Source organism: Microbacterium sp. BR1, from assembly GCF_002812725.1.
Classification (GTDB): Bacteria; Actinomycetota; Actinomycetes; order Actinomycetales; family Microbacteriaceae; genus Microbacterium.
This window is the reverse complement of the sequence record NZ_NMUN01000010.1, coordinates 306,263-333,003: the sequence shown is the minus strand read 5'-3', so window position 1 is coordinate 333,003 and position 26,741 is coordinate 306,263. Positions and strand designations below refer to the sequence as shown.

The following is a 26,741-nucleotide window of genomic DNA, read 5'->3' as shown; positions in this document are numbered from 1 at the left end:
TCGATCACTTTCCGTCGATCACGCCGTACGCTCACGCGGTCGGGCGGATCGCCTCCCCGCGCTTCGCGCGCTGGATCTGCTCGTAGACGTGCGTGCGCAACTCGGTGAAGCGGGGCAGCGCACGCGTCGTGATCTGATCGCGCTCGGGGGCGAGGTCGATCGCCAGATCTTCCTGCACCCACGTCGGCGACTTCGAGAGTACGACGACGCGCTCGCCGAGGTACACCGACTCGTCGATGTCGTGCGTGACGAACAGGATCGACATGCCCCGCTCGAGGTGCAGCTGGCGCACGAGGTCCTCGAGGTCCGCGCGGGTCTGGGCATCGACGGCCGCGAACGGCTCGTCCATGATCAGCACCTCGGGCTGATACGCGACGGCGCGCGCGATCGCGACGCGCTGCTGCATGCCGCCCGACAACTGCCAGGGGTAGCTCTTCGATGCGTGCTCCAGCCCGACGGCCTGCAGCGCGTCGTCGACGAGCTGGGTGCGCTCGGCCTTCGACAGCTTCTTGTGCTTGAGGGGCAGCTCGACGTTGCCCCGCACCGTCAGCCAGGGGTACAGGCTGCGCCCGTACTCCTGGAAGACGAGCGCCATGTTCGGCGGCGGTCCCGTGACCTTCTTGCCGTCGAGGGCCACCGTTCCCGCCGTGGGCTTGAGCAGCCCCGCGATGCACTTCAGCAGCGTGGTCTTGCCGCAGCCCGACGGGCCGACGATGACCACCAACTCTCCCCGCCGCATCGAGAAGCTGATGTCGCCGATCGCCTCGACGTTGCCGGTGGACGATTCGTAGACCTTCTTGAGGTGCGAGACCTCGAGGAGCGTTTCAGGCACGCTCCACCTCCTTGATTCCGTGGTACCAGCGCAAAACGCGTCGTTCGACGATGGTGAAGACGATGGACAGCAGAACACCGATCAGGCCGAGCAGCACGATGCCGCTCCACATCTCGGCGATCAGGTAGTTCGTCTGGAAGAACTTGATCTGATAGCCGAGGCCCGACGATGCGTAGAAGAGCTCGGAGATCACCATCATGATCAGGGCGACAGACAGGGTCTGGCGCACGCCGGCCATGATCCGCGGACTCGCGGCCGGCAGCACGAGGCTGAAGAGGCGCTCGGAGCGGGTGAGCGCGAACGAGCGGGCCGTCTCGGTCATGACCGAATCGGTGGAGCGGACGCCCTCGATCGTGTTGAGCAGGACCGGCCACAGCGAGCCGGCCACGATCACGACGACCTGCATCGTCGGATTGATGCCCAGCAGTGCCGCGATGACGGGGATCAGGACGGGTGGCGGGATGGCCCGGAAGAACTCCAGCATCGGTTCGAGCAGCTCGCGCAGCCAACGCGTGAGGCCGATGATCGTGCCCGCGGCGATGCCGATCGCGACCGCCAGGACGATCGCTATGGCGAGGCGCGCGACGCTCGGCAGCACGTCCGCGACGAAGGCGGGTCCCACCCAGGTGTCCACGAACGCTTCGTAGATCGTGAAGGGGCTCGGGAAGAACTTCGCCGGAGCGAGGGTGCCCAAGACTCCCCAGACGACGAGGAGCACGATCGGGAGGCCGATCGCGTAGAGCGTGCTCTCGCCCATCTTCGCCCAGAGGCGCGACTTCTGCCGGGGCGTGCGCACGGTGCTGGTGTAGAGAGTCACAGGACATCCTCCCCTCGGACCGACTGATGCCACGCGAGGGTGCGTCGCTCGATGTAGCGGAAGCCGAGATTGATGATGAGGCCGAGCACGCCCGTGACCACGACGATCGCGTAGACCGTCGTGTAGTTGCCGATGCCGGCCGCGACGGCGAGCTCTCGGCCCAGCCCGGGGTTTCCGATCGTCATCTCGGCGGTGATCGCCAGGATCAACGCGACGGCGGCGGCGAGCCGCAGGCCCGTCATGAGGTATGGGAGAGCCGTCGGCAGGACGAGATTCCGGATGCGCGAGGCGCGGGTCAATCCAAAGCTGCGGGCCGTGTCGCGCGCGACGGTGTCGATGTCGGCAACTCCGTACAGCACCTGCACGAAGATCTGCCAGAAGCTGGCGTAGACGATGATCACGAGCGCCGCCTGGAGCTGCAGGCCGTAGATGAGGATCGCGATCGGGATCAACGCAACCGACGGGATCGGGCGCAAGAACTCCACCACCGTGTGCGTCGCTCGCCGCAGAAACGGCACCATTCCGACAATGGCACCCAGCGTCGTCGCCGCCACGGTGGCGATCGCGAGGCCGATGGCCCACGCGGTCATGGTGCGGCCGACGTTCCGCCAGAACTCGAGGTCGGTCATCATGACACCGAGGCGGCTGAAGGTGTCGAGGGCCGACGGCACCTGCTCGGGGTTGACCCAGCGCAGCGTCGAGGCGAGCTGCCAGGTCACGAGGAAGCCGACGACGCCGAGCACCCCGAGAACGACCTTTCGCGCGGAGCGCAGGTTCTTGCCCCGGCGCAGCCGGGCGCTCGTGTCGGGATGCGGTGGCGAGCCGGCCTCTTGCGGCGCGTCGATGACGGTCACGTGCGCTCCTGATGCATGGGGGGATGGGCGGGGCTGGCAGAGCGGAGAAGAGGGGGATGCGCGCACACGTCGACGCATCCCCCTCCGCGCTTACTGCTGCTGCAGCAGACGGTCGAAGTCGGGCAGCTTGTCGATGTACTCGTACTTCACGGCCAGATCACCGAGCGTCTCGATGCTCTCCGTGTCGAGCTCCCACGTGAAGGTCGGCAGCGTGATACCGGCTGCGGCCTCGGCCGGGATGTCGAGTCCCGTCGCGATCGCGGCACGCACGGCGTCCTCGTTGTCGGCCGCGTAGGCGAGCGCCTCGGCCATCGCCGCGGAGTAGTCCGCCACGAGATCGGGGTCCTCGTCGATGAGCTTCTGCGTGGTGATGTTCGTCAGCACGGTCAGCCCCGGGATGACGGCCTGATAGGGCGAGACGACGGACACGCCGCCCGCACCGAGCACGATGCCGCGGAACGGGTCGGGCACCCACGCGGCATCGATCGTGCCGGCGTCGAGCTGAGCCTTGGCCTCGGGGAACGCGACCTCGACGAACTCGATCGTCGACGAGTCGCCGCCGTCCGCGTCCACCGCCGCGCGGATCGTCAGGTCACCGGCGGCTCCGAGGGAGTTGACCGACACCTTCTTGCCCGACAGGTCCTTGGGGCTCGCGATGCCGGAGGCGGCGAGCGCCACGACGGCGTTGACGTCCTTGCCATCGGCGAGGCTGTTGGCGTAGTCACCGATGATCACGATGCCGAGGTCCTGCAGGTCGGCGCGGATCGGACCGAACGGCTGCCCGATGGCGAACTGGATGTCGCCGCTGAGCAGGGCGGGGATCGCCTGGGCGCCGCCCTGGGCGGGCACGACCTCGACGTTCAGGCCGTGATCCTCGAAGATCCCGGCGTCGATCGCCGCCCAGAGGGCGCCGGTCTCGGCGATGGGCAGGGCCGCGACGCGGACGTCGCGGAGCTCACCGGCGCCCGTCTCGGTGGGGGCGGCAGACGGGCTGGCGCCCGAATCGGTGCATCCGCTGAGGGTGAGCGCAGCAGCGGCTGCGAGGGCGATTGCGGCAAGACTCTTCTTCATTGACAGGCCTCTCGTCGACGGTCAAGGGTCGTCGACACAGCTGAGAGCGATCCCACCGGCGGGTCCGTCCGACGTGATCTGCACGACGCTGTGTGACCTTGCCATCGTGTGCCACGCCTCGATCAATGTCAAGGTTTTCATGACGCGCGTCACATAACTGTTGAATAACCCCGCCCAGTGCTCCCCTCCCCCGAGCGCGAAAGTGCCCGTTCCGCAACCCGAGGGTGCAGAACGGGCACTGCCGCGCTGAGGGTCAGAGCGGGTACTGACCGGGCTCCCGGCGCATCGTGATCCAGCGCGTCTCGGTGAAGGCGTCGATGCTCGCCTGCGCACCGCCGTGGCGTGAACCCGTTCCCGACGCGCTGACGCCGCCGAACGGGGTGTTCGCCTCGTCGTTCACCGTCTGGTCGTTGATGTGCACGATCCCCGTCGGGATGCGCTGGGCCATCGCGAGGCCACCGAGCACGTCGCGCGTGACGATGCCGAGCGACAGGCCGTAGTCGGTGTCCGAGGCGAGAGCCACGGCTTCATCGTCGGTCGAATACGAGACGACGGATGCCACCGGCCCGAAGACCTCTTCGCAATAGGCCGCGGCGTCCTTCGGCGTGTTCGCGAGGACGGTCGGACGGTAGAAGAGGTCCTCGTAGGTGCCGCCCGCGCGCAGCTCGGCGCCCTGGGCGACGGCATCCTGGACCAGGGTGTGGACGCGATCGCGCTGGATCTCGTCGATGAGGGGACCGAGGTGCACGGGACCCGCCGCGGGGTCGCCGACGTGCATGGAGTCCGCCTTCTCGGCGAGCGCCGTGACGTAGCTCTCGAAGATCGACTCGTGCACGATGTGACGCCCGACCGTCATGCAGATCTGGCCCTGGTGCAGGAACGACCCCCACGTCGCGAGGTTGACGGCCTGGGCGACATCGGCATCCTCACGGATGATGAAGGCCGAGTTTCCGCCGAGCTCGAGGTGGGCGCGCTTGAGGTGGCGCCCCGCGAGTTCACCGACGATGCGACCCGCGCGGGTCGAACCCGTGAAGGCGATGACGCGCACGCGGGGATCGGCGACCATGGCCTCGCCGACGTCCGCACCGCCCGGGACGAGCTGCAGCAGGCCGGCGGGAAGACCCGCCTCTTCGAAGATGCGGACCATCGACACACCGCCCGTGATGACCGTGCGCGGGTCGGGCTTCAGGATGACGGCGTTGCCGAGGGCGAGGGCGGGAGCCACCGCGCGGATGCCGAGGATCAGGGGCACGTTGAAGGGCGAGATCACGCCGACGACGCCGACCGGGATCTGCTGGGCGAGAGACAGGCGCGGCTCTTCACTCGAGAGAATCGAGCCGAGCGGGGCCGAGGGCAGCGCGGATGCCTCGTAGCATTCGGCCGCCGTGACGTGCAGCGCGAACCCGGCCAGGGGCGGGATCGCCCCGACCTCGCGGGTGTTCCAGCCGCCGATCTCTTCGGCGTACTGCTCCCACAGCGCTCCCGCCCGGCGCAGGACGGCGGCACGCACGGGGTGCGGGGTCGCGGCCCACTCCTGCTGTGCTCGCGCGGCGCCCTCGGCCGCCCGGGCCACGTCGCCAGGGCCGGCGATGCCGACCGTCGCGAGCGTGGCGCCCGTCGCGGGCTCGATGGAGGCGATCGTCCCGCCCTCGCCCGTGACCCATGCGCCGTCGATGAAGATCTTGCCGCCGAACACCGCTTCGTCGATGAGGGTTCCGGTGGAGGTGATCGTGCTGGACATGTCGTTCTCCTCAGTAGGTGCCGCGGGCGCAGCCCGGGGCTTCGTTGATCTAGTCTTGCGCGAGCCGCGCCAGACGCGCCGCTCGGCGGCCCTCGGTACTCAGGGCGAATCCACGCCGGATGACACGCATCGCCTCCTGGGCGAGCCCCACACCGTCGAGGTAAGGGGATCGCCAGATCGCGAGCATGTCGCCCGCTTCGGGCGAGAGCACCCCGCGCGAGAACGCCTCGACACCCACGCGTCCCGTGTATCCGCTGTCGATCGCGTGCCGCACCAGATCCGCCACGTCCACCGCCCCGCTGCCCAGGCCGCCGCGACCCGACTGACCGAGCTCGAGGTACCCGAGCCGCGGCAGCGCGTGCGTGATCGCCGCCGCGAGGTCACCCTCCTCGACGGCCATGTGGAAGGTGTCGAGATGGATGCGCAGATGTTCCGACCCGCTCGCCTCGACGTACCGCATCGCCTGCGCCGCGGTGTTGATCGCCGAGGTCTCGTAGCGATTCAGGACTTCGAACGTCATCGCGACGCCGCGCTCGTGCGCGTAGTCGGCGACGCGGCCCACCTCGGCGGCGGAGCGCTCGAAGGCGGCCGTCGAGGTCGGTCCGCTCGGATGCCCGAAGAGGCCATAGGGGACGCCGTTCATCTGATCGCCGCCGAGGGAGACGGTCAGATCGACGGCGGCACGCAGCGCCGCTGCGCCCGCGGCGCGTTCATCGGCGTCCTCGGCCGAGACATCCGCACCGGGCGCCTGCCCCGCGATCGTGATCGGAGAGATTCCGCGGGCGGCGAAGGTGCGCCGCAGACCCGCGACATCGATCGCCCCGGGCTCCAGGGGCGGCAGCACCACCCGTCGGTAGCCCGCCTCCACGAGCGCGTCGAGCGCCGCGGGCAGCAGGTCCGACGACGCATCCGCGAGCAGGATGTTCAGGTGACAGGCGACGTCGAGCCCGGCGGAGGGTGTTTCGGTATCCACACTCATGGCACGCGCCTCAGAAGGTCGGCAGGTCGAGCCGCTGTTTGAAAACGGAGTAGCCGTCGTCGACGCTCACGACGGTCCCGTTGATGACGTTCGCCTCGTCGGACGCGAGGAATGCGACCACGTTCGCGATCTCGTCGGGCTCGGTCATCTTGTTGCGCAGCTGCTCCGCGGCGAACGTCGCGCGCAGCTCCTCGCTGAACTGGTTGATGATGGGCGTGCCGACGCGGCCGGGAGTGATCGCGACGGCGCGGACGCCGAACTGCGCGAGCTCGTAGGCCGCGGAACGTGTGAACGAGATCACGGCCGCCTTGGCCGCGCTGTAGGTGAACGAGAGCTCGGCCGCCTGCTCGCCGTAGATCGAGGACGTGCTGATGATCACGCCGCCCGTTCCCTGATCGCGGAACTGCCGGCCGGCCGCGAGGATGCCGTAGTAGACACCATCCTGATCGATGCGGATCATCGGCTCGTAGTCGACGGCGGGATCGTGCTCGAGGAGCGGTTTGCCCCCGGCGATGCCCGCGTTGTTGAAGATGACGTCGAGCTTGCCGAAGACCTCGACCGCGCGAGCGACCGCGGCCTCGACCTCGGCGTACACCGAGACGTCGACGCGAACCGCCGCGATGCTGCCCTCGAACCCTTCGTCCGAGATCGCTTGTGCGGCGGCTTCGGCCTGATTCAGGTTGATGTCGGCGATCATGACCTTCGCGCCCTCGCGAACGAACTTGCGCACCGTCGCGAGTCCGATGCCGCTCGCGCCGCCGGTGATGAGAGCGACTTTGCCGTCGAGACGCATGGGAGTTTCCTCTTCTTGGAGTATCTGGTTTCGAGTGTGTGGGTACTGCGGACGTGCAGGAATGGTGCGGGGGGTGCGGGGGCGGATACCGGAGCATCCGCCCCCGCGGTGAAACGAATGGCCGCTAGAGCTTGTCGGACGGCGTGGTGTCCGCCGCGTTCTCCTTGGTCACGAGCGTCACGTCGACGTCGACGAAGTCCTTCGCCGGCAGTGTGCCGTCCTCCTGGAAGGCCACGACATCCTTGATCAGCATGTCGAGCACGAGGGGCCAGGGCTGGTCGATCGTGGCGAGCATGTTGCCGCCCTTCTCGATGGCCGCGAGCGTCTCGGAGAGCGCGTCAACACCGGTGACCGGGGCGGTCGAACCCGCCTCGGCGAGGCCCTGTGCCGCGCCGAGCGCCGCGTCATCCCAGCCGGCCCAGACGGCGTCGAGGCCGTTGGGGTTGGCGGAGAGGTAGTCGGAGACGAAGTTGAGCGCCTCCGTGCGACCCGTGGCGGGGTTCGTGACCTGCTGCGGCTCACCGCCCACGACGGTCGCTCCGGCCGCTTCGAACGCCTCGACCGCGAGCGCCGAACGCAGGCGGATGCCGGCGTGCGGGTCGTGGCCGATGACCATGATGGTCTTGCCCTCGAGGCCACCGATCGCCTCGTCGATCGCACCGACCGTCTTGTCGACGATCTGCTGCTGGTTCGTCGTGATGTTGGTGACGAAGGCGTCCGTCGGCTCGGTGCCGGCGTCCATCGCGAAGATCGGGATGTCGGCGTCCTTCGCCGCGGTCACGATGGACCCGATCGACGAAACGTCCGTGTATCCGTCGAGGATGACATCGGCGCCCTGACCGATGGCGCTCTCGACGGCCGGGTTCATCTTCTGGAAGTCGAAGTCGCCCTGGATCATCGTCAGATCCCAGCCGAGTTCTTCCGCCTGGGCCGTGACGGCCTTGACCCACCACGCACCGACCGGGGTCTGGTTGCCGGAGGTGAACGCGATGACCTTGAAAGCGTCATCGGCGCCACCGCTGTTGTCTCCCGAGCCACTGCCCGAGCATCCCGTGAGGGCGAGTACCGCCGCGGCGGCTACGGCCGCGGCCACCTTGAATTTCGTACGCACGTATCTACTCCTTTGTGATTGCGTTGGTTGTGAGGGAGTGATGGCCCCGCGGATTACCGGGTCGCGAGGCCCGTGGGAGCGTTGCTATCGCTCCCGCGTCTTGAGGCCGGAAAGGACCACGGCGAGGATGATGATGAGTCCGGTCACGACCTGCTGCACGTAGGCGTTGACGCCCAGGATGTTCAGGCCATTGCTCATCACGCCGATGATGCCGACGCCGATCATGGTTCCGCCGAGGTTCGCGGCTCCCGAGCGGATGACGGTCATACCGAGGAAGACGGCGGCGACGGAGAACAGCGTGTTGTCGGAGCCCTGCTCCGCGGCCGCGCTGCCGAGGCGCGCTGCCAGCAGGATGCCGCCGATGGCCGAGATGAATCCGGCCATCGTGAACGCGAGCAGACGTGCCCAGCGCACGTTCACGCCCGACAGTCGCGCTACCTCGACGTTGCCGCCGATGGCGTGGAGCCGTCTGCCGAGCGTTGTGAAGCGCAGCATCGCCCAGATGATCACGGAGATCAGGACCGCGAAGTAGACCGGCAACGGCACGTTCAGGAACCGGCCCTGGCCGAGCTGGTTGAACTCTTCGGGCATGCCGAAGACCGTGGTGCCTCCCGTGACGAGATATGCCAGGCCTATGACGGAGGTCATCGTCGCCAGTGTCGCCACGAACGCCGACAGGTTGAGATAGGCGATGAGCACCCCGTTGACCAGCCCGACCAGGAGACCAACCGCCAGGCCGGCTCCGATCGCGACGGGCATGGAGTTCTCTCCGAGGAGCATCACGGAGGTCACCGCACCGGCAAGACTCGATGTCGCGCCGACCGAAAGGTCGAAGTCGCCGAGCACCATGACGATGGTCTGCGCACCGGCGATGATCGCGAGGATCGAGACCTGGTACAGGATGTTGCGGACATTGATGAACGACAGGAACGTGTCGGGCCGCATCGCGAAGAAGAAGATGATCAGCAAGATCAGCGCGACCACCGTGCCGCTCTGGATGAGGACCCGGCCCGCCGTGCGCGACTGCTGGGCCATGATCGTCCCGGTCCGCGTGGGCTCCTTCTGAACTGTCATGATGTGGACCTTCCGTAGGCGTAAGAGAGGAGGAGTTCGTCGTCGGCGCCCTCGGCGGGCACGTCGCCCGCGATCGAGCCCTCGTGCATGATCAGGATTCGGTCGCACATCCCGATGAGTTCCGGCAGCTCCGAGCTGACGGCGATGACCGTGGTGCCGGTGGCGGCGAGTTCACGGATGAGACGGTAGATCTCGGCTTTGGTGCCGACGTCGATGCCGCGCGTGGGCTCGTCCATGAGCAGCACGTGCGGCTTGCGCGCGAGCATCTTGGCGAGCACCACCTTCTGCTGGTTGCCGCCCGACAGTTCGCCGACCGGCTGGCGCGGGCTGCGCGCCTTGATCTGGAGGTCGGCCATGGCGCGCTTGGCCATCTCGGCGATCCGCCCGCGCGAGACCCATCCGAGTCGGCTCACCGACGAGATGTTGGCCAATGCGATGTTGTCTTGAATCGACGCGCCCAGGAGCACACCCTGGCTGCGGCGCTCCTCGGGAACGAGCGCAACGCCCGCCGCGAGGACGCGTCCGACCCCTGCCCTGCGCGGGACGATCTTGCCACCCACGGTGATCGTGCCCGCCTTGGAGGTCTGCGCCCCCGCGAGGATCCGCAGCAGCTCGCTCCGACCGGAACCGGCCAGTCCCCCGATGCCCAGCACCTCGCCCTTGTGCGCGGTGAAGGAGACATCCGTGACGCGCCGGCCCTCAAGCCCTTCGACGACGAGAGTGACTTCGGTCGAGGTCTTCCCTCGCTCGGGATAGAGCGAATCGGCGTTTCGGCCGACCATCGTCGAGATGACCTCGCCGATCGTGGTGTCGGCGACGTTCTTCGTCGTGATCGTCTCGCCGTTGCGCATGATCGTCAGGCGATCGCACAGCTCGAAGACCTCCTCGAGACGGTGCGACACGTAGACGATGGCGACTCCCTCATCGCGGAGGGAGCGCAGCACCGCGAAGACTTCGCGGATCTCGGTGTCGGTGAGCGAGGCCGTCGGCTCGTCGAGGATCAGAACACGCGCATCTGTGGCCAACGCGCGCGCGACCGCGACCATCGTCTGCTGCACCGGCGAGAGGTCGCCGGCGAGCTTGCGCATCGAGATCTTCTGATTGAGGCGTTCGAGCTGCGCCCGCGCCTCGCGGCGTAGCGCGCGACCGTTCACGATCCCCGCGCGGCTCGGCAGCTGTTCACCCAGCAGGACGTTCTCGGCGACCGAGGTGGTCGGCACGATCGAGAGCTCCTGGTAAAGCGCCACGATGCCCGCTTTGTGCGCGGCCCGGACGTTGGCGAACTCGACCTCTTCACCCGAGCGGCGGATCTGGCCCGAGTCCGGCGCGTACAGCCCCGTCACGACCTTGATGAGCGTGGACTTGCCGGCGCCGTTCTCGCCCAGCAGCGCGTGGATCTCGCCGGGCTGGACCGACAGGCTCACGCCCTTCAGCGCGTGCACGCCGTCGAAGCTCTTGAAAACATCGACCGCCTCGAGCGCCGGGAGGGTGGCGGTCGAGACCGCGCCGTTCTCGATGACCGTCATGACGCACTCCGGGAGTCGTCCAGGTCGTTGCAGCGGATGACGACCTTGGGGTGAGCACCGCTCATGTGGGCGGCGAAGGCCGCCGCGGCGTCCTCGAGATCGAACACGGCCGCCGTCATCTCGTCGACGTCGAGGTGCGGGAGGATCTGCAGAGCCCGCGGGAAGGCGTAGGGCGAGACGAAGACGCCGGTGAGCGTCAGCTCCTTCAGGTAGAGGTAGTCCGACAGGTTCAGCGGCATCGCGAAGTCGTGCGGGTACATCGCGCCGTAGATCACGGTCGCGCCCTTCGCGGCGATGTCGAGGAGTCCCTGGACGGCGCGGGGCGAGCCCGAGGCGTCGATCACGATGTCGTATCCGCGGCCGTCTGTGATCTCGTCGGCACGCTCGAACTGGTTCTCGGCGATCGGGTCGATGACGTACTCGGCGCCGTGACGGAGGGCCATGTCGCGGCGATCCGCGATGGGTTCGATCATGGTCAGCGAGGTCGCGCCATACATCTTCATGACCTGCAGGGTCAGCTGGCCGATCGGCCCGCCGCCGCAGACGGCGACCCGGTCGCCGACGCGGATGCGGGTCTTGTCGGCGATGCGCACGGCGACGGACGTCGGCTCGAGCAGGCATCCCGTGAGCAGGGACACCTCTTCGGGCAGTCGGTAGACCTGTGACTCGTGCCACGTCACCGTCTCGGCCATGCCGGGGCGGTTGTAGTCCTGGATGTGCTCGCAGAACTGCTGACGACCCTCCTGGCAGGGGCGGCACGTGCCGCAGAACCGCAGGAAGTTGCCCGCGACCCGGTCCCCGACGCGCAGGCCGTTGCGGTGCGCGGCCTCTCCGAGCGCCTCGACGACGCCCGAGATCTCGTGTCCGAGGCCGATCGGCACGTCGGTGCCGAAGAATCCCTCTGCGAGGTGGGGATCCGACCCGCAGATCGCGGCGTACGCGACGCGGATGCGCACGTCCTCGGGTCCGAGGGGCTGCTCGGGGAAGTCCACGACGTCGATGACGCCGCGCGCGGTCTCGTCGGGATCGCGCAGGCTTCCCACCTTCGTGACGGCTACTGTTCTCATGACTCTCCGTTGAGTTCTTGCGGGGCAAGCGGTGGGTTACGGTACGGGCAGTGCTCTCGCGAGTCGGCGACTGCCGACCCTCACGATCAGGGCTGCGCGGCGATGACCCGACGGATCGCGGCGATCGTGGCTTCGAGGCCGTAACCGTGCTTGTCGCGCAGCTGCTCGTCCTCGCCGAAGCCGGCGTAGACCTGCGGGATCCCGAGACGCTCGAACGCCTTCAGGTGCACGCCGTTGTCGGTGACCACGTCGGCGATCCGGGTGGCCAGCCCACCGTACGCCAGGTGATCCTCGAGGACCACGAACCGGCCGTCCGTCTCGGCGGCGGAGCGGATGATGAGCTCCTGGTCGATCGGCTTCAGCGTCCACATGTCGATGACGCGGATGGACCGGCCATCCTTCGCGAGCTCGTCGGCCGCGTCGAGCGCCTGGGCGACGGTCGTGCCGTGGGTGAAGATCGTCGCGTCGGTGCCTTCGCGCGCGATGATCCCCTTGCCGATGCGGATGTCGTGGGTGCCGGGTTCGTAGAGGACCTTGTCCTTCTTGCCGACGGCCAGGCGGATGTACAGCGAGCCCGTCATCGACATGGACTGACGCAGGACCTCGCCGACCATCAGCGGGTCACCGATCGACGTCACGGTCATGTTCGTGAGCGCACCCATCAGGGTGAGGTCTTCGACCGCGTAGTGGGTGGAGCCGCCGTTGCCGACGAGCCCTCCGTGGGTGCCGATGATCTTGACGGGGAGGTTCGGGTAGCAGACGTCGGTGCGGATCTGCTCGAGCGCGCGCATGGAGAGGAACGGGAGCATTCCCGACACGACGGGGATGTTGCCGTCGTAAGCCAGACCGGCCGCGACTCCCACGCACGCCTGCTCCGCAAGACCCACGTCGAGGAAGCGCTCGGGGAACTTGTCGCGGAACTCCACCAGCGTCGCGCCGATGTCGGGAGTGAGGACCCAGAGGTTCGGGTACTCGTCGCCCAGCTCGGCGAGCGTCGTGCCGATGACCGAGCGGGCCCCGAGGAACTCACCGAAAGTGAAGGTGATGGGCATCAGACGGACTCCTTCTCTCGAGAGGCCTCGAGAGCCTCCATCGCGCGTTCGAGGTCGGCGGCTCCGAGCGAACCCGCGTGCCAGGCCAGATTGTGTTCCATGAAGTCGACGCCCTTGCCCTTGACCGTTTCGCAGATGACGACGGTGGGCTTGTCGCTGTCGGGTGCCGGGAGGCCGTCGATCGCACCGACCAGCGCCCCCATGTCGTGGCCGTCGATGTGCACGACGTTCCACCCGAAGGCCGCCCACTTGTCGGGGTAGGGCTCGAGGTTCACGCGCTCCTCGTCGAAGCTCGTCATCAACTGACGATTGCGATCGATGAAGGCGACCAGGTTGCCGAGCTTGTTCGAGCTGGCCACGAGCGCGGCCTCCCAGACGGAGCCCTCACCTGTCTCGCCATCGCCCATCAGGGTGACGACGCGGTGGGTCTCGCCGCGACCGCGGGCGCTCAGGGCCATGCCGACCGCGAGCGGCAGTCCGTGACCGAGCGAGCCCGTGGACGCCTCCACGCCGGGAAGCTGCACCTTGCAGGGGTGCATGCCGTACGCGCTGTCGAGCTGACCGTAGGTCTGGACGATCCCGTCGTAGGAGAAGAAGCCGCGGATCGCCATCGCGATGTACATCGCCACGGCCGCGTGCCCCTTGCTGAGCACGAAACGGTCGCGGGAGGGGTTGGCGATGTCGGTCGGGTCGACCGTCAGGCCGTACTCGAACAGCGCGGTGAAGATGTCCGCCGACGACAGGTCGCCTCCGATGTGCACCGCACCCTCGTACGTTCCGCACAGGTGCAGCAGCTTCTGACGCAGTTCGAACGCCAGATCTTCCAGCTGTGCGACGTCGGGGCGCTCGCCTACCGGGACAAGGCTCTCGCGAACCATCCTCTGCCTCCTCGTTGATGACATGGGCGCCGATTGCGCTGCATCGCTGCAGTGCTTCGACCTTCTCAACCGACCCTCGGGGGCCGACGAAAGGAGACGCTAGCACGATCTCCTTTACAGGTAAACAAGAATGCAGGTAAACTTCAGGAAGTCGGTGAGGACTTGTCAGAACCCGAGACCGACACCCGAATCCCGTGCCATCATGGCGCTGGTAAAGGCAACTTCGATGCGGTTCGACAGACACGCACGATTCGACAGACACGCAGTTCGGCAGACACACAGAGAGGTGGGTGGTCGGCTTGTCCGACACGTTGAGTACTGAGGCCCCGGTTCGTACGGGACTGTTCATCGGCGGCGAGGAACGGCAGACGGCGGAGACGATTTCTGTCGTCGACCCGGCTAAGGCAGGCGTGATCGTGGGTGAGGCGGCCTCCGCTTCGGCCGATGACGTCGCCGACGCGGTAGCCGCGGCAAAGGCGGCCTATCCGGCCTGGTCGGCCCTGTCGACGGCCGAGCGGGCGCGCCAGATGGCGGAAGCGATCGCCGGAATCGCCGACGAGCGCGACACGGATGCGGCCATCCTGTCGCAGGAGAACGGCAAGATCCGCATGGAGGCCTGGGTGGACGCCCTGGTCTTCGAGATCCGCTGGAACCTGGCGCTCATGATCGCCGACGAGGTCGACACCGGGAAGACGCTTCCCGTCATGCCCGGCATCCCGGTCAACACCGAGGTGTCCTACCAGTCGCTCGGCGTCGTCACGATCATCGTGCCGTTCAACTGGCCGATCGCGATCCTCGCGGCATCCCTGCCCCACGCGCTGCTCGCGGGTAACACCGTCATCGTGAAGCCGCCGCCCTCGGCGCCCCTCGCGACGACGCGCGTCGTCCAGCGGGTGGCCGAGAAGCTGCCGGCCGGTGTGCTGAACGTCGTCACCGGACGCGACGAGAACATGGGTGCGCTGATCCAGAACCCGGACATCGCGAAGGTGTGCTTCACCGGGTCGGTCAACGGCGGGAAGCGGATCATGGAGATGGCGGCCAAGTCCCTCACCCGCGTCACGCTGGAGCTGGGTGGGAACGACGCGGCGATCTTCACCGAGGACGCCATCATCGATGACGTCCACCTCGACCGCCTGTACGCGGCGATCTTCGACTCGACCGGCCAGATCTGCATGAACGCCAAGCGCGTCTATGTGCATCGGTCCCGGATGCAGGAGGTCGTCGACGGGCTGTCGGCACGGCTCGAGAAGGCCGTCATCGGCTACGGGCTCGATGAGGGCACCACGATGGGGCCCCTGCACTCCCCCGTGCAGAAGGCATTCGTCGCCGAGATCATCGAAGAGGCGAAGGACTCCGGCGCGACGGTGCTCGAGTTCGGCGAGCTCCCCGGCGGAGACCTCGCGGGCGGCAACTTCCTGCGCCCCGCGATCGTCGTCGACCCCGACCCGTCGCTCCGCGTCGTCACGCAGGAGCAGTTCGGTCCGGTCATCCCGATCCTGCCGTTCGACACGGAAGAAGAGGCCGTCCGAGCCGCGAACGACACCTGGGGCGGACTGTGCGGCAGCGTCTGGACCGCCGACCCCGAGACGGCCACCCGCATCGGCAGCCAGCTCGTGTGCGGCTACGTCTGGGTCAACGACCACGGCGCCACCCGCCTCGACCTGCGTGCACCGTTCGGTGGCATGAAGCAGTCGGGCATGGGCCGCGAACAGGGCATCGAAGGCATCCGGGCGTTCCAGGACACCCGCTCTATCGGAGTCATCGACCCCGAGGCACTCGCCGCGATGGCACACTGAGCGACCCCGCTCGGCGCGGCGCCCGGCTCCATACGGAGCCGGGCGCCGCGCCATACCGATCCTCGATGGCGGGCTCGTGGCCACTCGGCATGCGACAGAGAAGGACTTCGATGACGAACATCCCCCCGGTGGACGGTGTCGGGCGCCAGCGCCATCCCGATATCGTCACCGAGCCCCTCCCGAACTCGATCGACCCCGATCACTTCACGCCGCGATTGTTGGCGCTCCTGTCCAACGCGCTCGTCTGGCGGGAATCGCACGAACTGCGTCGGCGGTTCGGGCTCGGCACGAACGACTGGCGCGTCATCTCGTCGCTCGGGCTGCGCCCCGGGATGTCGGCGACCGAGATCGCGGACTTCGCGGCGATGAACAAAGCCGTCGTGTCGAAGAGCGTCAGCGTACTCACCGAACGTCGGCTCGTCGTGCTGCTCGACGGCCCCCGCGGTTCGCGACCGATGTTCCTCACGCGCGCCGGCGCCGAGATGCACGAGCTCATGATGCCGATCTCGCTGCGCGGTCAAGAGATCATGCTGTCGCACCTCGCCCCCGACGACATCACCCGCCTGAATGACCTGCTCCTGGCAATGCTGCAGGAGACCCGCGAGCTCATGACGCTCGAAAGCGAGGCGGTCGTCGACCGAAGCACGGACTCGTGAGCCCACGGTCCGCCAGTCCGCATTCGGCACCTGGCTAGACTGCCCGCGATGGCCACTCACCTCCCCCTCTCCGACGCGGTGCTCGCGCAGGCGACAGCACAGGGGCTCGTGACCGAACCACTCGCCCGCACGATCGACCGCGACTCTTACTCCCCCGCGCTCCTGGGCCTGCTCAACAATGTGCTCGTGTGGGGCGGTTCGCGCGTGTTCAACGCGCTGCATGACGTCGGAGCCAACGAGTGGCGCGTCCTCAGCGCCCTGGGCAACCACCCGGGCGCGACGGCGCGGGACCTGTGCGAGATTCTCGGCATCAACAAATCGATCGCCTCGAAGAGTGTCGGGGCACTTGTCGCGAGCGGCCATGTGGGGCAGGCGGACGGACGTCGCACCTCGCGCCATCTGTTCCTGACCACCGTGGGCGCTGCGCTGCACGACCAACTCATGCCGATCGCGCTGCGACGCACCGAGATCCTGCAGCATCGCCTGTCCGACGACGAGGTCGTCGAGCTCAACCGCCTGCTCTCGAAGATGCTCGAGTCGGCCGCCGACCTCCAAGAATACGAGCGCGCGCTGCTCGCCTCGGGGCCGACTCAGGCACCGAGCCACGCACCGAGCCACGGGCCGAATACAGAGTCGCGCACGAGCCACTAACATGGCGAGAGTTGACAGTTAAACTGAATTGCGGAATCACGAGGGAGTGACCGGACGTGGAATACAGGTTCCTGGGTAACAGCGGGTTCAAGGTCTCGGAGATCACCTACGGGAACTGGATCACGCACGGCTCGCAGGTCGAGAACGACGCCGCCATCGAAACCGTACGTGCAGCGCTCGACGTCGGCATCACCTCCTTCGACACCGCGGACGTCTATGCGAACACCGCCGCCGAGGTCGTTCTCGCGGATGCCCTGAAAGGCCAGCGCCGCGAGTCTCTCGAGATCTTCACCAAGGTCTACTTCCCGATCGGGGTCTTCGGGGCCAACGACTCGGGACTGAGCCGCAAGCACATCATGGACGGCATCCACGGATCGCTGCGGCGCCTCGGAACCGACTACGTCGACCTGTACCAGGCGCACCGCTACGACTACGAGACACCGCTGGAAGAGACGATGCAGGCCTTCGCCGACATCGTCCGCCAGGGCAAGGCGCTCTACATCGGCGTCTCGGAGTGGACCGCGGACGAGCTGCGCGCCGGTCAGGCCCTGGCGAAAGAACTCAAGATCCAGCTGGTCTCCAACCAGCCCCAGTACTCGATGCTCTATCGCGTCATCGAGGGCGTCGTCGTTCCCACGAGTCGTGAACTGGGCATCTCGCAGATCGTCTGGTCTCCCGTCGCGATGGGCGTCCTCACCGGCAAGTACCTGCCGGGTCAGCCCGTCCCGGACGGAAGCCGGGCGACCGACGCGACCGGTGGGTACTTCATCAAACGCTTCCTCGAGGACGACGTGTTGGCGGCGGTGCAGCGGCTGCGGCCCATCGCGGAGCAAGCGGGGCTGACGATGGCTCAGCTCGCGATCGCGTGGGTCCTGCAGAACGACAACGTCGCCGCGGCGCTCGTGGGTGCGTCTCGGCCGCAACAGCTGAAGGACAACGTCAAGGCCGCGGGCGTCCGACTCGATGCCGACACGATGGCCGCGATCGATGCCGCCCTCGCCGGCGCGGTCGTGGACGATCCCGCCCTGACCGAGAAATCCTCGCCGCGCACGCGCTGGAAGGACTGACATGGGCTCGATCACCCCCTTCACCGTCGCCGTTCCCGACGAGGACATCGACGACCTGCACGCTCGGCTCGCGCGGGCACGCTGGGCCGACTCCGCGACCGACGACTGGTCGTGGGGCACCCCACCGACCGCGCTCCGCGCACTCATCGACGAATGGGCGAACGCCTACGACTGGCGCACCACCGAGCGCCGGTTCAACGAGCGGGAACAGTATCTCGTGGAAGCCGGCGGCACGCGCATCCACGTCGTGCGCGCGGGAACGCCCGGCGCCCAGCCGCTCATGCTCGTGCACGGCTGGCCGGATGGCTTCCTGCGCTTCGAGAAGGCACTGCCGCTGCTGGCCGACCGGTTCGACATCGTCATCCCGAGCCTGCCCGGATACGGTTTCTCGGATCGGCCGGCGCGGCCGGGCTGGGGCCCGGTCACCGTGGCCGGCGCGTTCGACGAGGTCATGGCGGCGTTCGGGTTCGACCGCTACGTCGCGCACGGGAGCGATCACGGCAGCGCCATCGTGGAAGCGCTCGGCGCTCTGCGGCCCGATCGGGTCGACGCGCTGCACCTCGGCGACGTTCCGGCGTGGCGCCGATACACGATCGATCCCGCAGCGCACGGCGAGGCCGTGCGGGCGTACGCCGAAACCGGTGCGACGTGGTTTGCGACCGAGGGAGCCTACGCGGCCGAGCACCGCACGAAGCCCCAGACGATCGGGTTCGCCCTCGGCGACTCGCCCCTGGCGCTGGCCTCGTGGGTGTTCGAGAAGCTGCACGGCTGGGCCGACAACGACGCGCCCGGCGGCGGACTGACGATGCACGACGTGCTCGACGACATCTCGCTGTACTGGTTCACCGGCACAGCGGCCTCCGCCATCCGGTACTACCGCGATGCCGGCGACCACCTGCTGCCGCCGTCGTCCCGCGCGACGCAACCGACCGGGTTCACCGTCTTTCCGCACGACACCGTGGTCGCGACGCGCCCGTACGCCGAGCTCTTCTTCGACGTGAAGCACTTTGCGCTGCAACCCCACGGGGGGCTCTTCGGCCCGTGGGAGCAGCCCGAGCTTTTCGCCCGCGACCTGCAGACCTTCACCGACGCCCTCTAGAGCGACCGGCCCGAGGCGGACCCGGGCGGCGCGGACCTCAGACCGCGTCGTCCAGGCCGAGCAGGCGCACCGCGTTGTCTTTGAGCACGAGCCGCTCGACCTCTTCGCCGAGCTCCAGTGCGGCGAAATCCTTGAGCCAGCGGTCCGGGGTGAGAGCCGGGAAGTCCGATCCGAAGAGCATCTTGTGCTTCAGGTAGGTCCGGGTCGCGCGCACGAGATTCGGGCTGAAGTACTTCGGGGACCAGCCCGACAGGTCGATCCACACGTTCGACTTGTGCGTGGCGATCGAGATCGCCTCGTCCTGCCACGGCACGGACGGATGCGCCATGATGATCTGCAGGTCGCGGTGCCGCGCGGCGACCTCGTCGAGAAGCATCGGGTTCGACAGGCCCAGCCGGTAGCCGAGCCCACCGGGCATTCCCGCGCCCACCCCCGTCTGTCCGGTGTGGACGACGATCGGCAGGCCACGCTGCTCGATCTCGGCGAAGAGCGGGGCGTAAGCGGGGTCGGACGGGTCGAAGCCCTGGACGGTGGGGTGGAACTTGAACCCCCGAGCGCCGAGTTCGTCCGCCTGCCGTCGCAACTCGTCGACGGCCGCTTCTCCCTGCAACGGATCGACCGACCCGAACGCGATGAGCGTGTCGGGGTGCCGCTGGGCACCCGCCACGATGTCGTCGATGCTGTTCGGACGGTGCCCGGTATTGGTCGTCGCATCGACCGTGAAGACGACGGCCATGAGTCCCCGCTCGCGGTAGTACGCCGCGGTCTCGTCGAGCGTGCGCGTCGGTTCGGAGCTGCCGAAGTAGCGGTCCATCGCCTCGCGCTGCTCGCGCGAGGCCCCGTGATGTCCGTGATCGTCGATCTGGATGTGCACGTGCGTGTCGATCCCGAGAATGTCCTCGAGGCTCATGTCGTCCCTCCCGATGCGCCGCGGTCGGCGATCACTTCCCCGCGCAGTCGCCCTACGTCGATCTTGCCGGTCGGCGTGCGATCCAGCGATTCGCGGAACATGACGTGCCGCGGCTTCTTGTACCCGGCGACGATGCCCCCCACGTGGGCCGCGAGCTCGTCGGCCGTGACGTCGCCGGAGCGGACCACGACGGCCGCGACGACCTCACCGAAGCGCGGGTCGGGCACCCCGAGCACGGCCGCATCGGTGATCGCGGGGTGGGTGAGCAGCGCCTCCTCGACCTCCAGCGGGTAGACCTTCTCGCCGCCGGTGTTGATCACGCCGCTGCCGCGCCCGATGAACTCGATGTGACGGTCGTCCTGCACGATCACCCAGTCACCCGGGATCACGTAGCGTTCCCCCTCGATCTCGGGGAACGTGGCGCGTGTCTTCTCGAGGTCACGGTGATACCCCAGGGGGAGCGCTCCGCGCTGTGCGAGGATGCCGCGCGAGCCCGGGATGTCCTGAACCTGCCGGAAGTTCTCGTCGAACACCACGGCCGTCGGGAAGAGCTGCGCGCGGCCCGGCAGGTCGGCGACGCCCTTCGTCGAGGTGACCGCGAATCCGCCGCCCTCGGTCGATGCGAGCAGGTCGATGATCTCCATGTCGCCGAGCTCGTGCAGGGCCTTCTTCGTCTCGGCGCTGAAGCGCATGCCCGAGCTCATGATCGAGGCGACCGTGGGAAGCCCGACCCCGAGAGCGCGCGCGGCGTCCGCGATCGGCATGCCGATCGCGTCGCCGGCCACGATGAGCCGCGTGGCCCCCTCCGCGTTGGCGAAACGTACCGCCGCCTCGGCGTCGAGGCGCGCGCGCGAGGAGATCAGCACCGTGCCACCGACGGCGAGCGTGTTCATCGAGGTGGTCAGCGCGGTGCCGTGCATGAACGGCGCGAGCGGCAGATTGATCATCGGGGGGTAGGTGGAATCCACCGAGATCCGGATCGCGTCGTCCATCGTCTCGGGCTGCGGCCGACCCGACAGGGTGTACGCGGCGAACAACTGCACCTCGAAGAAGCTCGGCGCGCTCCACCGCACGGCCTTCGGACGTCCGGTCGTGCCACCGGTGTAGATCCACAGTTCGCCGTCCGCGGGGGCATGCGGCGGAAGCGGCTCATCACCGGCGACCGTCTCGGCCCACGAGATCGCGCCCGCCGCGATCCCCTCGCCCTCATCGACGCTCACGAGCGTGACGTCGACGTCGGCGAGCTGCGCGGCCTCGGTGGCCACGTCGGCCAGCGACGCGGGATGAATCAGCACCGACGAGCCGGAATCATCCAGGAGCGCCGCGACCTCGGCGGGGCGCAGCCGGAAGTTCAGCGGCACGGGTGTGATGCCGGCGGCCAGACACGCGAAGAACGTGATGAGGAACTCGGCGCGGTTGTGCAGCAGCATCGCGACGGTGTCACCGGGGCGCACCCCGGAGCGCTCGAGCCACGCAGCCAGCGACCCGGCCTCGCGCGCGAACCGCCCGTATGTCCATGTCTCGCCGTCGACGGTCTTGAGCGCGAGACGGTCCGGGTCTGCGCTCGCGATCGCCTGCCAGAGGTCGGAGTAGTGCCCCTCCACGATCGCTACTCTCCCGCGCCCGGGCCGGAGCGCTGCGCCAGGCCGTGGAGTTCGTCTCGCCAAGCCCGGCCGATCTGTTCGGGCCTCCAGCCGCCATCCTGATCGAGCGTGCGCAGCACCTGCGGGTGGGAGTACATCGTGAGGCGATCCCCGCCGATGCCGATCGCCTGCCCGGTCACGTCCGCCGCGTCGGCCGAGGCGAGCCAGACGACGAGCGCCGCGACGTCCTCGGCCGTCCCGAGCGCGTGGTCGCGCCGGTACTCGGTCGGAATGCCCCTGCCCGCCACATAGTCCTCGTAGACCTGCGTGTACGCGGGGATCGTCGCGGTCATCGGCGAGAGTGCGGTCGGGATGATGGCGTTCGCCGTGATCTCTGCGCGCGCCAGCTCGAGCGAGAGCGTGCGTGCCATGGCGACCAGACCCGCCTTGACAGCCGCGTAGTTCGTCTGCCCGAAGCTCCCGTACTGCCCGGCGGGCGAGCCGACCAGGATGATCCGGCCACCTTCCCCCCGCTGGCGCATCTCGATCGCGGCGGCACGCGCACAGGTGAAGGAGCCGCGCAGGTGGGTCTCGGCCACCAGGTCGAAGTCGTCATCCGACATCTTCCAGAGCACCCGATCACGCAACACGCCCGCGTTGGCGACGAGGATGTCGAGGCGTCCGAACTCGTGCACGGCCGCGGCGACGAGCGACTCGGCCGTCTCGGTCGGGCCGACCGGACCGACGACCGCAATCGCCCGGCCACCGGCCGCGCGGATCTCGGCGACCGTTTCGCGTGCCGTGACGTCGTCGACGTCGTTGACGACGACCGCGGCACCGGCGTCGGCCAGCGCGATCGCGTACGCCTTGCCGAGACTCCGGCCAGCGCCGGTGACGATCGCCGCCTTGCCATCCAGCCGTACCCGTTCGGCCGCGCTCATCGGTAGAACCTCAGGACGAGCTCGGTCGCGAGGACGGGCTTCTCGCCGCCCTCGACCTCGACCGTCACGGGCACCTCGACCTGGAAGCCGCCCGGCACCTCGGTGACGGATGACACGACACCGCGCAGACGGACACGCGATCCGACGGGAACGGGGGCCGGGAAGCGGAGCTTGTTCGACCCGTAGTTGATGCCCATGCCCACGTCGGTGACCTCGAAGATGCCGGCCATGAGCGGAACGACCAGGCTCAGGGTGAACAGGCCGTGCACGATCGTCCCGCCGTACGGCGTCGACGCCGCGAACTCCGGATCGATGTGGATGGGGTTCATGTCGCCGCTCAAGCGCGCGTAGTCGTTCACCTGTTCCTGGGTGATCTCGAGCCAGTCGGAGGGCCCGAAGGTACTCCCCTGGATCGAGGGAAGGTCGCCGATCGCGACGGACAGTCCGCTGGTCATTCGTGTACTCCTCGTCGAGTCCTGGTCGTCGATGCGAGATTCGGCTACCGACGGTCGTTTGTCAGGTTACCTGAAAGTTGAGGCGTGGGGCGTCTCGGGGCCGGGGTGGGCATCAGCCGCGAGTGAACGCGCTGATCCCCGTGATCGCTCTGCCCACGATGAGGACGTTCATCTCGCGCGTTCCCTCGAACGTGTACATCGCCTCGGCATCCACGAAGAACCGCACCACGTCGTTCTTCAGCAACAGCCCGTCACCGCCCACGATCTCGCGCGCGAGCGCGACGGACTCGCGCAGCCGATCGGCGGCCACGAGCTTGATCATGCTCGGGGCCACGTCATCCGTCACGGGATGCGTCGCCGTTCGCACGGCCAGCGCGAGAGTCTGCGCGATGTTGGCGACGATCTGGACGAGCTTCTCCTGGATGAGCTGGTAGCCCGCGATCGGACCGCCGAACTGGATGCGCTCCTTCGCGTACCGAAGGGCCGCGTCATACGCGCCCAGCTGCATCCCGACCGAGTTCCATGCGATCACCGGACGCAGCGTCCGGAACGCTCGATTGATGTCGTGAAAGGACTCGATCCGCGGCAGCCGCGCCTCGTCCGGGACGTAGACCTCGTCCAGGACGATCTCGGCGTTGTGCACGTGACGCAGAGCGGCTTTGCCCTCGATGACGGAGAGCGTCACGCCCGGGGCCGTCGCCGGAACGAGGAAGGCGAGGACCCGATCGCCATCCTGCTCGCGCGCAACGACGCACAACTCGTCCGAGATGGTCGCGTTGCCGATCCACCGCTTCCGGCCCTCGATCACCCAGCCGTCCCCGGCACGGCGCGCTGTCGTAGACAGCCCGCCCGCGATGTCGGAGCCGTGCTCCGGTTCCGTCAGGGCGAAGCACCCCGTCTTGCGAAACGCGAGGATGTCGTCGTCCCAGGCGGCTATCTGCTCGGGACTGCCGCCCTCGAGAACGAGCGTGCGGAACATCCCCACCTGTCCGCCGTAGATGATCGAGACGCCGAGGTCGAGCCGTGACAGTTCCACGGTCTTGAAGCCCTGATAGAGCGCGCTCGGCCTGCCGTCGTCGCCCAGCAGGGCCGGGTCGTCCTCCAGTCGCAGCGCGGCGAGGGGCCCGCGGATCTCGGCTGGGCACTCCCCGGCCTCCCAGGCCGGGATCAGGAGCGGGCGCACCCGGGTGTTCAGGTGCTCGCGCAGGAGCGCCAGCTTGGCTCGCTCCACGTCGGTCAGGGCATCGGCGAACCCGAGCAGATCGCCGGGATAGTCGAGCACCGCTGGATCCTGGGACTCCGTCGTCTTCAGCACGAGGGCACCGTATCAGGAAACCTGTAATTCATCGAGAGCCGCGACCCGCACCACCACCCGGCGAGTGCCCGCCCGTAAGCTACAGTCGTGCCGATCGGAGGCCCGATGCAGACGTCGAACTTCACCTACGTCATCAAGCAGGTCGAGATGGCACTGCGCCCGCATTTCCTCGCCGTGTGCAAGCAGGCGAACCTCACGCCGGCGCAGTACACGGCGCTCTCCGTCCTCGAACGGCGTCCGGGCCTGACCAGTTCGGAGCTCGCACGCCGGTCTCTGGTGCGCGCCCAGACGATGGCCGCGACCATCGAACCCCTGCTCGCGGAGGGTCTCGTCCGTCGGGAACAGGATCCGGCGCACGGCAGGCGGATGCTGCTGCACCTCACCCCTCTCGGCGTCGAACGCCTGGCCGAGATCGCGCCGCGCATCCGTGCCGTGGAAGACCTGATCGTTGCCGAGCTCGACGCGGAGTCCCGCGAGAACTTCGCGCGGTATCTGCGCAGCGCACGGCATTCCCTGGATTCCGCCGGTCCGCGGCCGAGCGGACGACCGCGCCCCACGGATTGAACATCGCCGACGGCACGGACAGGCGATCTCGTATTTCCCTCTGGACATTCCCTATGTTCATAGGTAACGTCCTTGTCAGGCGGCGCGAAGACGCGCGGCGTACTGAGAGCGGAAAGGACCTCGATCAGTGTCACGTTCTACTCAGCCGGTCAATAAGGCCGCAGCTTTGGAATTGGTCAGCAACTACTCCCTCGAGATGACGGGCAAGGATGTCCCGGGTCTGACCGAGGCGAAGGACTCGATCCCCGCTGGCACCAAGATCAACGTCACGTTCCTCGGCAACGAGGACCTCGACATGCGCGTCACCGCGTCGAAGGCCGTCCGCGACATGGGATTCATCCCGGTCCCGCACATCTCGGCTCGCCGCCTGAAGTCGCAGGACCAGCTCGAGGAGTTCCTCGGGCGCCTGCAGGAGGTCGGCGCGACCGACAGCGTCTTCGCCGTTGGTGGCGACCCCGCCGAGCCCGAGGGCCCCTACCCCGACTCGCTGTCGGTCATCCAGACCGGTCTGCTGCAGAAGTACGGCGTGAAAGAGGTGTCGATCGCCGGGTACCCCGAGGGCCACCCCGACATCGCGACGGACATCCTCTGGCGTCACCTCGAGGACAAGTCGGCCGCGCTCAAGGAGCAGGGACTCGACGCGACGATCCTCACGCAGTTCGCGTTCGACACCGACCCGGTGATCTCGTGGGTGAACGGTGTGCGCGGGCGCGGCATCGAATCCACGATCCGCATCGGCACGCCCGGCCCCGCCGGCATCAAGCGCCTGATCAACTTCGCGCGTCGCTTCGGCGTCGGCGCCAACGCGATGATCGTGAAGAAGTATGGCTTCTCGCTCACGAACCTCATGGGCACGGCCGGTCCCGACACGTTCGTCACGGACTTGTCGGCGCTGCTCGCTGCCGACCCCGCCTCGGGTGAGGTGAAGCTGCACTTCTACACCTTCGGTGGGCTCAAGGCCACGGCAGACTGGGCACACCAGTACGTCGACGGAATGAGCTAGGAGTCCCGCTGTGAGCGTGCACATCGCATCCCGGATCGATCAGGCTTGTCTGATCGTCCACGGCCCGGATCAGCCGGGCATCGTTTCGGCCGTCTCGGCCCTGATCACCCGCAACAAGGGCAACATCATCGCGCTGGATCAGTACTCCGACGACGCATACGGGGGCGCGTTCTTCCAGCGCGTCGTGTTCCATCGCCCGAACCTGTCGGCCGCGTTCGACGACCTCGAGGCCGACCTGGAGAAGACGATCACCCCGCTCGGGCTCGAGTGGAAGCTCACCGACCGCTCGATTCCCAAGCGGATGGCGATCCTGGCCTCCACGTCCGACCACTGCCTGCTCGAACTGCTCTGGCGTCACCGCCGGGGCGAGCTGAACGTCACCATCCCGATGGTGATCTCCAACCACACCAACACCGCGGACGACGTCCGCTCCTTCGGCATCCCGTTCTTCCACGTCCCCTCACAGGGGCCGGACAAGTCCGAGGCCGAGGCCGAGATCGTGCGACTGCTCGACGGCAACGTCGACTTCGTGGTGCTCGCGCGATACATGCAGATCCTGTCGGACGACTTCATCACCGACGTCGGCGTCCCCGTGATCAACATCCACCACTCGTTCCTGCCCGCGTTCATCGGGGCCGGCCCGTACAAGAAGGCCAAAGAACGCGGCGTGAAGCTCATCGGCGCGACGAGCCACTACGTGACGAAGGACCTCGACGAGGGCCCGATCATCGAGCAGGACGTCGCGCGCGTCACCCACGTCCACACGGCCGCGGACCTGCAGGCCCGCGGTGCGTACGTCGAACGCGCGGTGCTGTCACGCGCCGTCGAATGGCACGCCGACGACCGCGTCATCCGACACGGCAACCACACCATCGTTTTCTAACCCACCCGCGGGCATCCGCTCGC

General features: G+C 67.8%; 26 protein-coding genes. 8 read left to right on the top strand and 18 right to left on the bottom strand.

What is annotated here, in order from left to right; genetic code table 11:
• Positions 1–31: 31 nt before the first annotated feature.
• From CGU35_RS17365 to CGU35_RS17305, 13 genes are all read right to left on the bottom strand, one after another.
• On the bottom strand, positions 32–832 hold the full coding sequence (locus tag CGU35_RS17365; RefSeq protein WP_100812701.1) for an ABC transporter ATP-binding protein: 801 nt from the start codon (positions 830–832) through the stop codon (positions 32–34).
• On the bottom strand, positions 825–1,649 hold the full coding sequence (locus tag CGU35_RS17360) for an ABC transporter permease (protein WP_100812700.1): 825 nt from the start codon (positions 1,647–1,649) through the stop codon (positions 825–827). The genes CGU35_RS17365 and CGU35_RS17360 overlap by 8 nt, the downstream gene beginning before the upstream one ends.
• Positions 1,646–2,503, bottom strand: coding sequence for an ABC transporter permease (locus CGU35_RS17355; RefSeq protein WP_232711381.1), 858 nt, complete (start codon positions 2,501–2,503; stop codon positions 1,646–1,648). Before CGU35_RS17355 ends, CGU35_RS17360 begins: the two co-directional genes overlap by 4 nt.
• 90 nt (positions 2,504–2,593) lie before the next feature.
• Positions 2,594–3,574, bottom strand: a complete 981-nt coding sequence (locus tag CGU35_RS17350; protein WP_100812698.1) for an ABC transporter substrate-binding protein — start codon at positions 3,572–3,574, stop codon at positions 2,594–2,596.
• 253 nt (positions 3,575–3,827) lie between these two features.
• Complete coding sequence (locus CGU35_RS17345) at positions 3,828–5,315, bottom strand: benzaldehyde dehydrogenase (RefSeq protein WP_100812697.1); 1,488 nt, start codon at positions 5,313–5,315, stop codon at positions 3,828–3,830.
• A gap of 49 nt (positions 5,316–5,364) precedes the next feature.
• Entirely contained in the window at positions 5,365–6,294 is a 930-nt protein-coding gene (locus tag CGU35_RS17340) for a sugar phosphate isomerase/epimerase family protein (RefSeq protein ID WP_100812696.1), read from the bottom strand.
• Between the two features lie 10 nt (positions 6,295–6,304).
• On the bottom strand, positions 6,305–7,087 hold the full coding sequence (locus CGU35_RS17335) for an SDR family NAD(P)-dependent oxidoreductase (RefSeq protein ID WP_100812695.1): 783 nt from the start codon (positions 7,085–7,087) through the stop codon (positions 6,305–6,307).
• A gap of 124 nt (positions 7,088–7,211) precedes the next feature.
• Positions 7,212–8,198 carry a sugar ABC transporter substrate-binding protein gene (locus tag CGU35_RS17330; protein ID WP_157814044.1) on the bottom strand — a complete coding sequence of 329 codons (987 nt, stop codon included), beginning with the start codon at positions 8,196–8,198 and terminating at the stop codon, positions 7,212–7,214.
• A gap of 84 nt (positions 8,199–8,282) precedes the next feature.
• Positions 8,283–9,272, bottom strand: a complete 990-nt coding sequence (locus CGU35_RS17325) for an ABC transporter permease (RefSeq protein WP_100812693.1) — start codon at positions 9,270–9,272, stop codon at positions 8,283–8,285.
• A complete protein-coding gene (locus CGU35_RS17320; RefSeq protein WP_100812692.1) occupies positions 9,269–10,798 on the bottom strand; it encodes a sugar ABC transporter ATP-binding protein in 1,530 nt (509 codons plus the stop codon). The genes CGU35_RS17325 and CGU35_RS17320 overlap by 4 nt, the downstream gene beginning before the upstream one ends.
• The gene (locus CGU35_RS17315; protein ID WP_100812691.1) at positions 10,795–11,865 is read right to left on the bottom strand and encodes a zinc-dependent alcohol dehydrogenase; all 1,071 of its coding nucleotides are present in this window, start codon (positions 11,863–11,865) and stop codon (positions 10,795–10,797) included. The genes CGU35_RS17320 and CGU35_RS17315 overlap by 4 nt, the downstream gene beginning before the upstream one ends.
• 86 nt (positions 11,866–11,951) lie before the next feature.
• Positions 11,952–12,917, bottom strand: a complete 966-nt coding sequence (locus CGU35_RS17310) for a transketolase family protein (protein ID WP_100812690.1) — start codon at positions 12,915–12,917, stop codon at positions 11,952–11,954.
• Positions 12,917–13,795 (bottom strand): transketolase, encoded by an 879-nt coding sequence (locus CGU35_RS17305; protein ID WP_100812689.1) that lies wholly within the window; start codon positions 13,793–13,795, stop codon positions 12,917–12,919. Before CGU35_RS17305 ends, CGU35_RS17310 begins: the two co-directional genes overlap by 1 nt.
• A gap of 290 nt (positions 13,796–14,085) precedes the next feature.
• On the opposite strand from CGU35_RS17305, the gene CGU35_RS17300 reads away from it, so the two are divergent.
• The 5 genes from CGU35_RS17300 to CGU35_RS17280 all read left to right on the top strand — a co-directional run bounded on the left by CGU35_RS17300 (position 14,086) and on the right by CGU35_RS17280 (position 19,064).
• Positions 14,086–15,591, top strand: coding sequence for an aldehyde dehydrogenase family protein (locus CGU35_RS17300; protein ID WP_232711380.1), 1,506 nt, complete (start codon positions 14,086–14,088; stop codon positions 15,589–15,591).
• Positions 15,592–15,701: 110 nt separating this feature from the next.
• Positions 15,702–16,247, top strand: a complete 546-nt coding sequence (locus CGU35_RS17295) for a MarR family winged helix-turn-helix transcriptional regulator (protein WP_100812688.1) — start codon at positions 15,702–15,704, stop codon at positions 16,245–16,247.
• Positions 16,248–16,295: 48 nt separating this feature from the next.
• Positions 16,296–16,898: a MarR family winged helix-turn-helix transcriptional regulator gene (locus CGU35_RS17290; protein ID WP_100812687.1), complete on the top strand. Its 603-nt coding sequence runs from the start codon at positions 16,296–16,298 to the stop codon at positions 16,896–16,898.
• A 56-nt stretch (positions 16,899–16,954) separates the two neighbouring features.
• Positions 16,955–17,965, top strand: coding sequence for an aldo/keto reductase family protein (locus CGU35_RS17285; RefSeq protein WP_100812686.1), 1,011 nt, complete (start codon positions 16,955–16,957; stop codon positions 17,963–17,965).
• 1 nt (position 17,966) lies between these two features.
• Positions 17,967–19,064 (top strand): epoxide hydrolase family protein, encoded by a 1,098-nt coding sequence (locus CGU35_RS17280; protein WP_100812685.1) that lies wholly within the window; start codon positions 17,967–17,969, stop codon positions 19,062–19,064.
• 37 nt (positions 19,065–19,101) lie between these two features.
• Here CGU35_RS17280 and CGU35_RS17275 read toward each other — a convergent pair whose 3' ends face one another.
• The 5 genes from CGU35_RS17275 to CGU35_RS17255 all read right to left on the bottom strand — a co-directional run bounded on the left by CGU35_RS17275 (position 19,102) and on the right by CGU35_RS17255 (position 24,268).
• Complete coding sequence (locus CGU35_RS17275) at positions 19,102–19,974, bottom strand: amidohydrolase family protein (protein WP_100812684.1); 873 nt, start codon at positions 19,972–19,974, stop codon at positions 19,102–19,104.
• Positions 19,971–21,578 carry an AMP-binding protein gene (locus CGU35_RS17270; protein ID WP_157814043.1) on the bottom strand — a complete coding sequence of 536 codons (1,608 nt, stop codon included), beginning with the start codon at positions 21,576–21,578 and terminating at the stop codon, positions 19,971–19,973. The genes CGU35_RS17275 and CGU35_RS17270 overlap by 4 nt, the downstream gene beginning before the upstream one ends.
• Positions 21,579–21,583: 5 nt before the next feature.
• Positions 21,584–22,498 carry an SDR family NAD(P)-dependent oxidoreductase gene (locus tag CGU35_RS17265; RefSeq protein ID WP_100812682.1) on the bottom strand — a complete coding sequence of 305 codons (915 nt, stop codon included), beginning with the start codon at positions 22,496–22,498 and terminating at the stop codon, positions 21,584–21,586.
• Positions 22,495–22,953 carry a MaoC family dehydratase gene (locus tag CGU35_RS17260; RefSeq protein ID WP_100812681.1) on the bottom strand — a complete coding sequence of 153 codons (459 nt, stop codon included), beginning with the start codon at positions 22,951–22,953 and terminating at the stop codon, positions 22,495–22,497. Before CGU35_RS17260 ends, CGU35_RS17265 begins: the two co-directional genes overlap by 4 nt.
• Before the next feature lie 112 nt (positions 22,954–23,065).
• Positions 23,066–24,268 carry an acyl-CoA dehydrogenase family protein gene (locus CGU35_RS17255; RefSeq protein ID WP_232711379.1) on the bottom strand — a complete coding sequence of 401 codons (1,203 nt, stop codon included), beginning with the start codon at positions 24,266–24,268 and terminating at the stop codon, positions 23,066–23,068.
• Positions 24,269–24,355: 87 nt separating this feature from the next.
• Between CGU35_RS17255 and CGU35_RS17250 the strand changes: the two genes are divergently transcribed.
• The 3 genes from CGU35_RS17250 to purU all read left to right on the top strand — a co-directional run bounded on the left by CGU35_RS17250 (position 24,356) and on the right by purU (position 26,718).
• The gene (locus CGU35_RS17250; RefSeq protein WP_146048072.1) at positions 24,356–24,832 is read left to right on the top strand and encodes a MarR family winged helix-turn-helix transcriptional regulator; all 477 of its coding nucleotides are present in this window, start codon (positions 24,356–24,358) and stop codon (positions 24,830–24,832) included.
• Positions 24,833–25,028: 196 nt separating this feature from the next.
• Positions 25,029–25,835 (top strand): methylenetetrahydrofolate reductase, encoded by an 807-nt coding sequence (locus CGU35_RS17245; protein WP_146048084.1) that lies wholly within the window; start codon positions 25,029–25,031, stop codon positions 25,833–25,835.
• 10 nt (positions 25,836–25,845) lie between these two features.
• A complete protein-coding gene (purU, locus tag CGU35_RS17240) occupies positions 25,846–26,718 on the top strand; it encodes a formyltetrahydrofolate deformylase (protein WP_100812678.1) in 873 nt (290 codons plus the stop codon).
• Positions 26,719–26,741: the final 23 nt, after the last annotated feature.

Excerpts from the sequence above, each read along its gene's own strand:
- CGU35_RS17335 (WP_100812695.1), bottom strand. The coding sequence starts at position 7,087 with ATGCGTCTCGACGGCAAAGTCGCTCTCATCACCGGCGGCGCGAGCGGC.
- CGU35_RS17265 (WP_100812682.1), bottom strand. The coding sequence starts at position 22,498 with ATGAGCGCGGCCGAACGGGTACGGCTGGATGGCAAGGCGGCGATCGTC.
- CGU35_RS17310 (WP_100812690.1), bottom strand. The coding sequence starts at position 12,917 with ATGCCCATCACCTTCACTTTCGGTGAGTTCCTCGGGGCCCGCTCGGTC.
- CGU35_RS17275 (WP_100812684.1), bottom strand. The coding sequence starts at position 19,974 with ATGAGCCTCGAGGACATTCTCGGGATCGACACGCACGTGCACATCCAG.
- CGU35_RS17290 (WP_100812687.1), top strand. The coding sequence starts at position 16,296 with ATGGCCACTCACCTCCCCCTCTCCGACGCGGTGCTCGCGCAGGCGACA.
- CGU35_RS17315 (WP_100812691.1), bottom strand. The coding sequence starts at position 11,865 with ATGAGAACAGTAGCCGTCACGAAGGTGGGAAGCCTGCGCGATCCCGAC.
- CGU35_RS17345 (WP_100812697.1), bottom strand. The coding sequence starts at position 5,315 with ATGTCCAGCACGATCACCTCCACCGGAACCCTCATCGACGAAGCGGTG.
- CGU35_RS17325 (WP_100812693.1), bottom strand. The coding sequence starts at position 9,272 with ATGACAGTTCAGAAGGAGCCCACGCGGACCGGGACGATCATGGCCCAG.
- CGU35_RS17340 (WP_100812696.1), bottom strand. The coding sequence starts at position 6,294 with ATGAGTGTGGATACCGAAACACCCTCCGCCGGGCTCGACGTCGCCTGT.
- CGU35_RS17280 (WP_100812685.1), top strand. The coding sequence starts at position 17,967 with ATGGGCTCGATCACCCCCTTCACCGTCGCCGTTCCCGACGAGGACATC.
- CGU35_RS17320 (WP_100812692.1), bottom strand. The coding sequence starts at position 10,798 with ATGACGGTCATCGAGAACGGCGCGGTCTCGACCGCCACCCTCCCGGCG.
- CGU35_RS17260 (WP_100812681.1), bottom strand. The coding sequence starts at position 22,953 with ATGACCAGCGGACTGTCCGTCGCGATCGGCGACCTTCCCTCGATCCAG.
- CGU35_RS17305 (WP_100812689.1), bottom strand. The coding sequence starts at position 13,795 with ATGGTTCGCGAGAGCCTTGTCCCGGTAGGCGAGCGCCCCGACGTCGCA.
- CGU35_RS17245 (WP_146048084.1), top strand. The coding sequence starts at position 25,029 with ATGACGGGCAAGGATGTCCCGGGTCTGACCGAGGCGAAGGACTCGATC.
- CGU35_RS17350 (WP_100812698.1), bottom strand. The coding sequence starts at position 3,574 with ATGAAGAAGAGTCTTGCCGCAATCGCCCTCGCAGCCGCTGCTGCGCTC.
- CGU35_RS17295 (WP_100812688.1), top strand. The coding sequence starts at position 15,702 with ATGACGAACATCCCCCCGGTGGACGGTGTCGGGCGCCAGCGCCATCCC.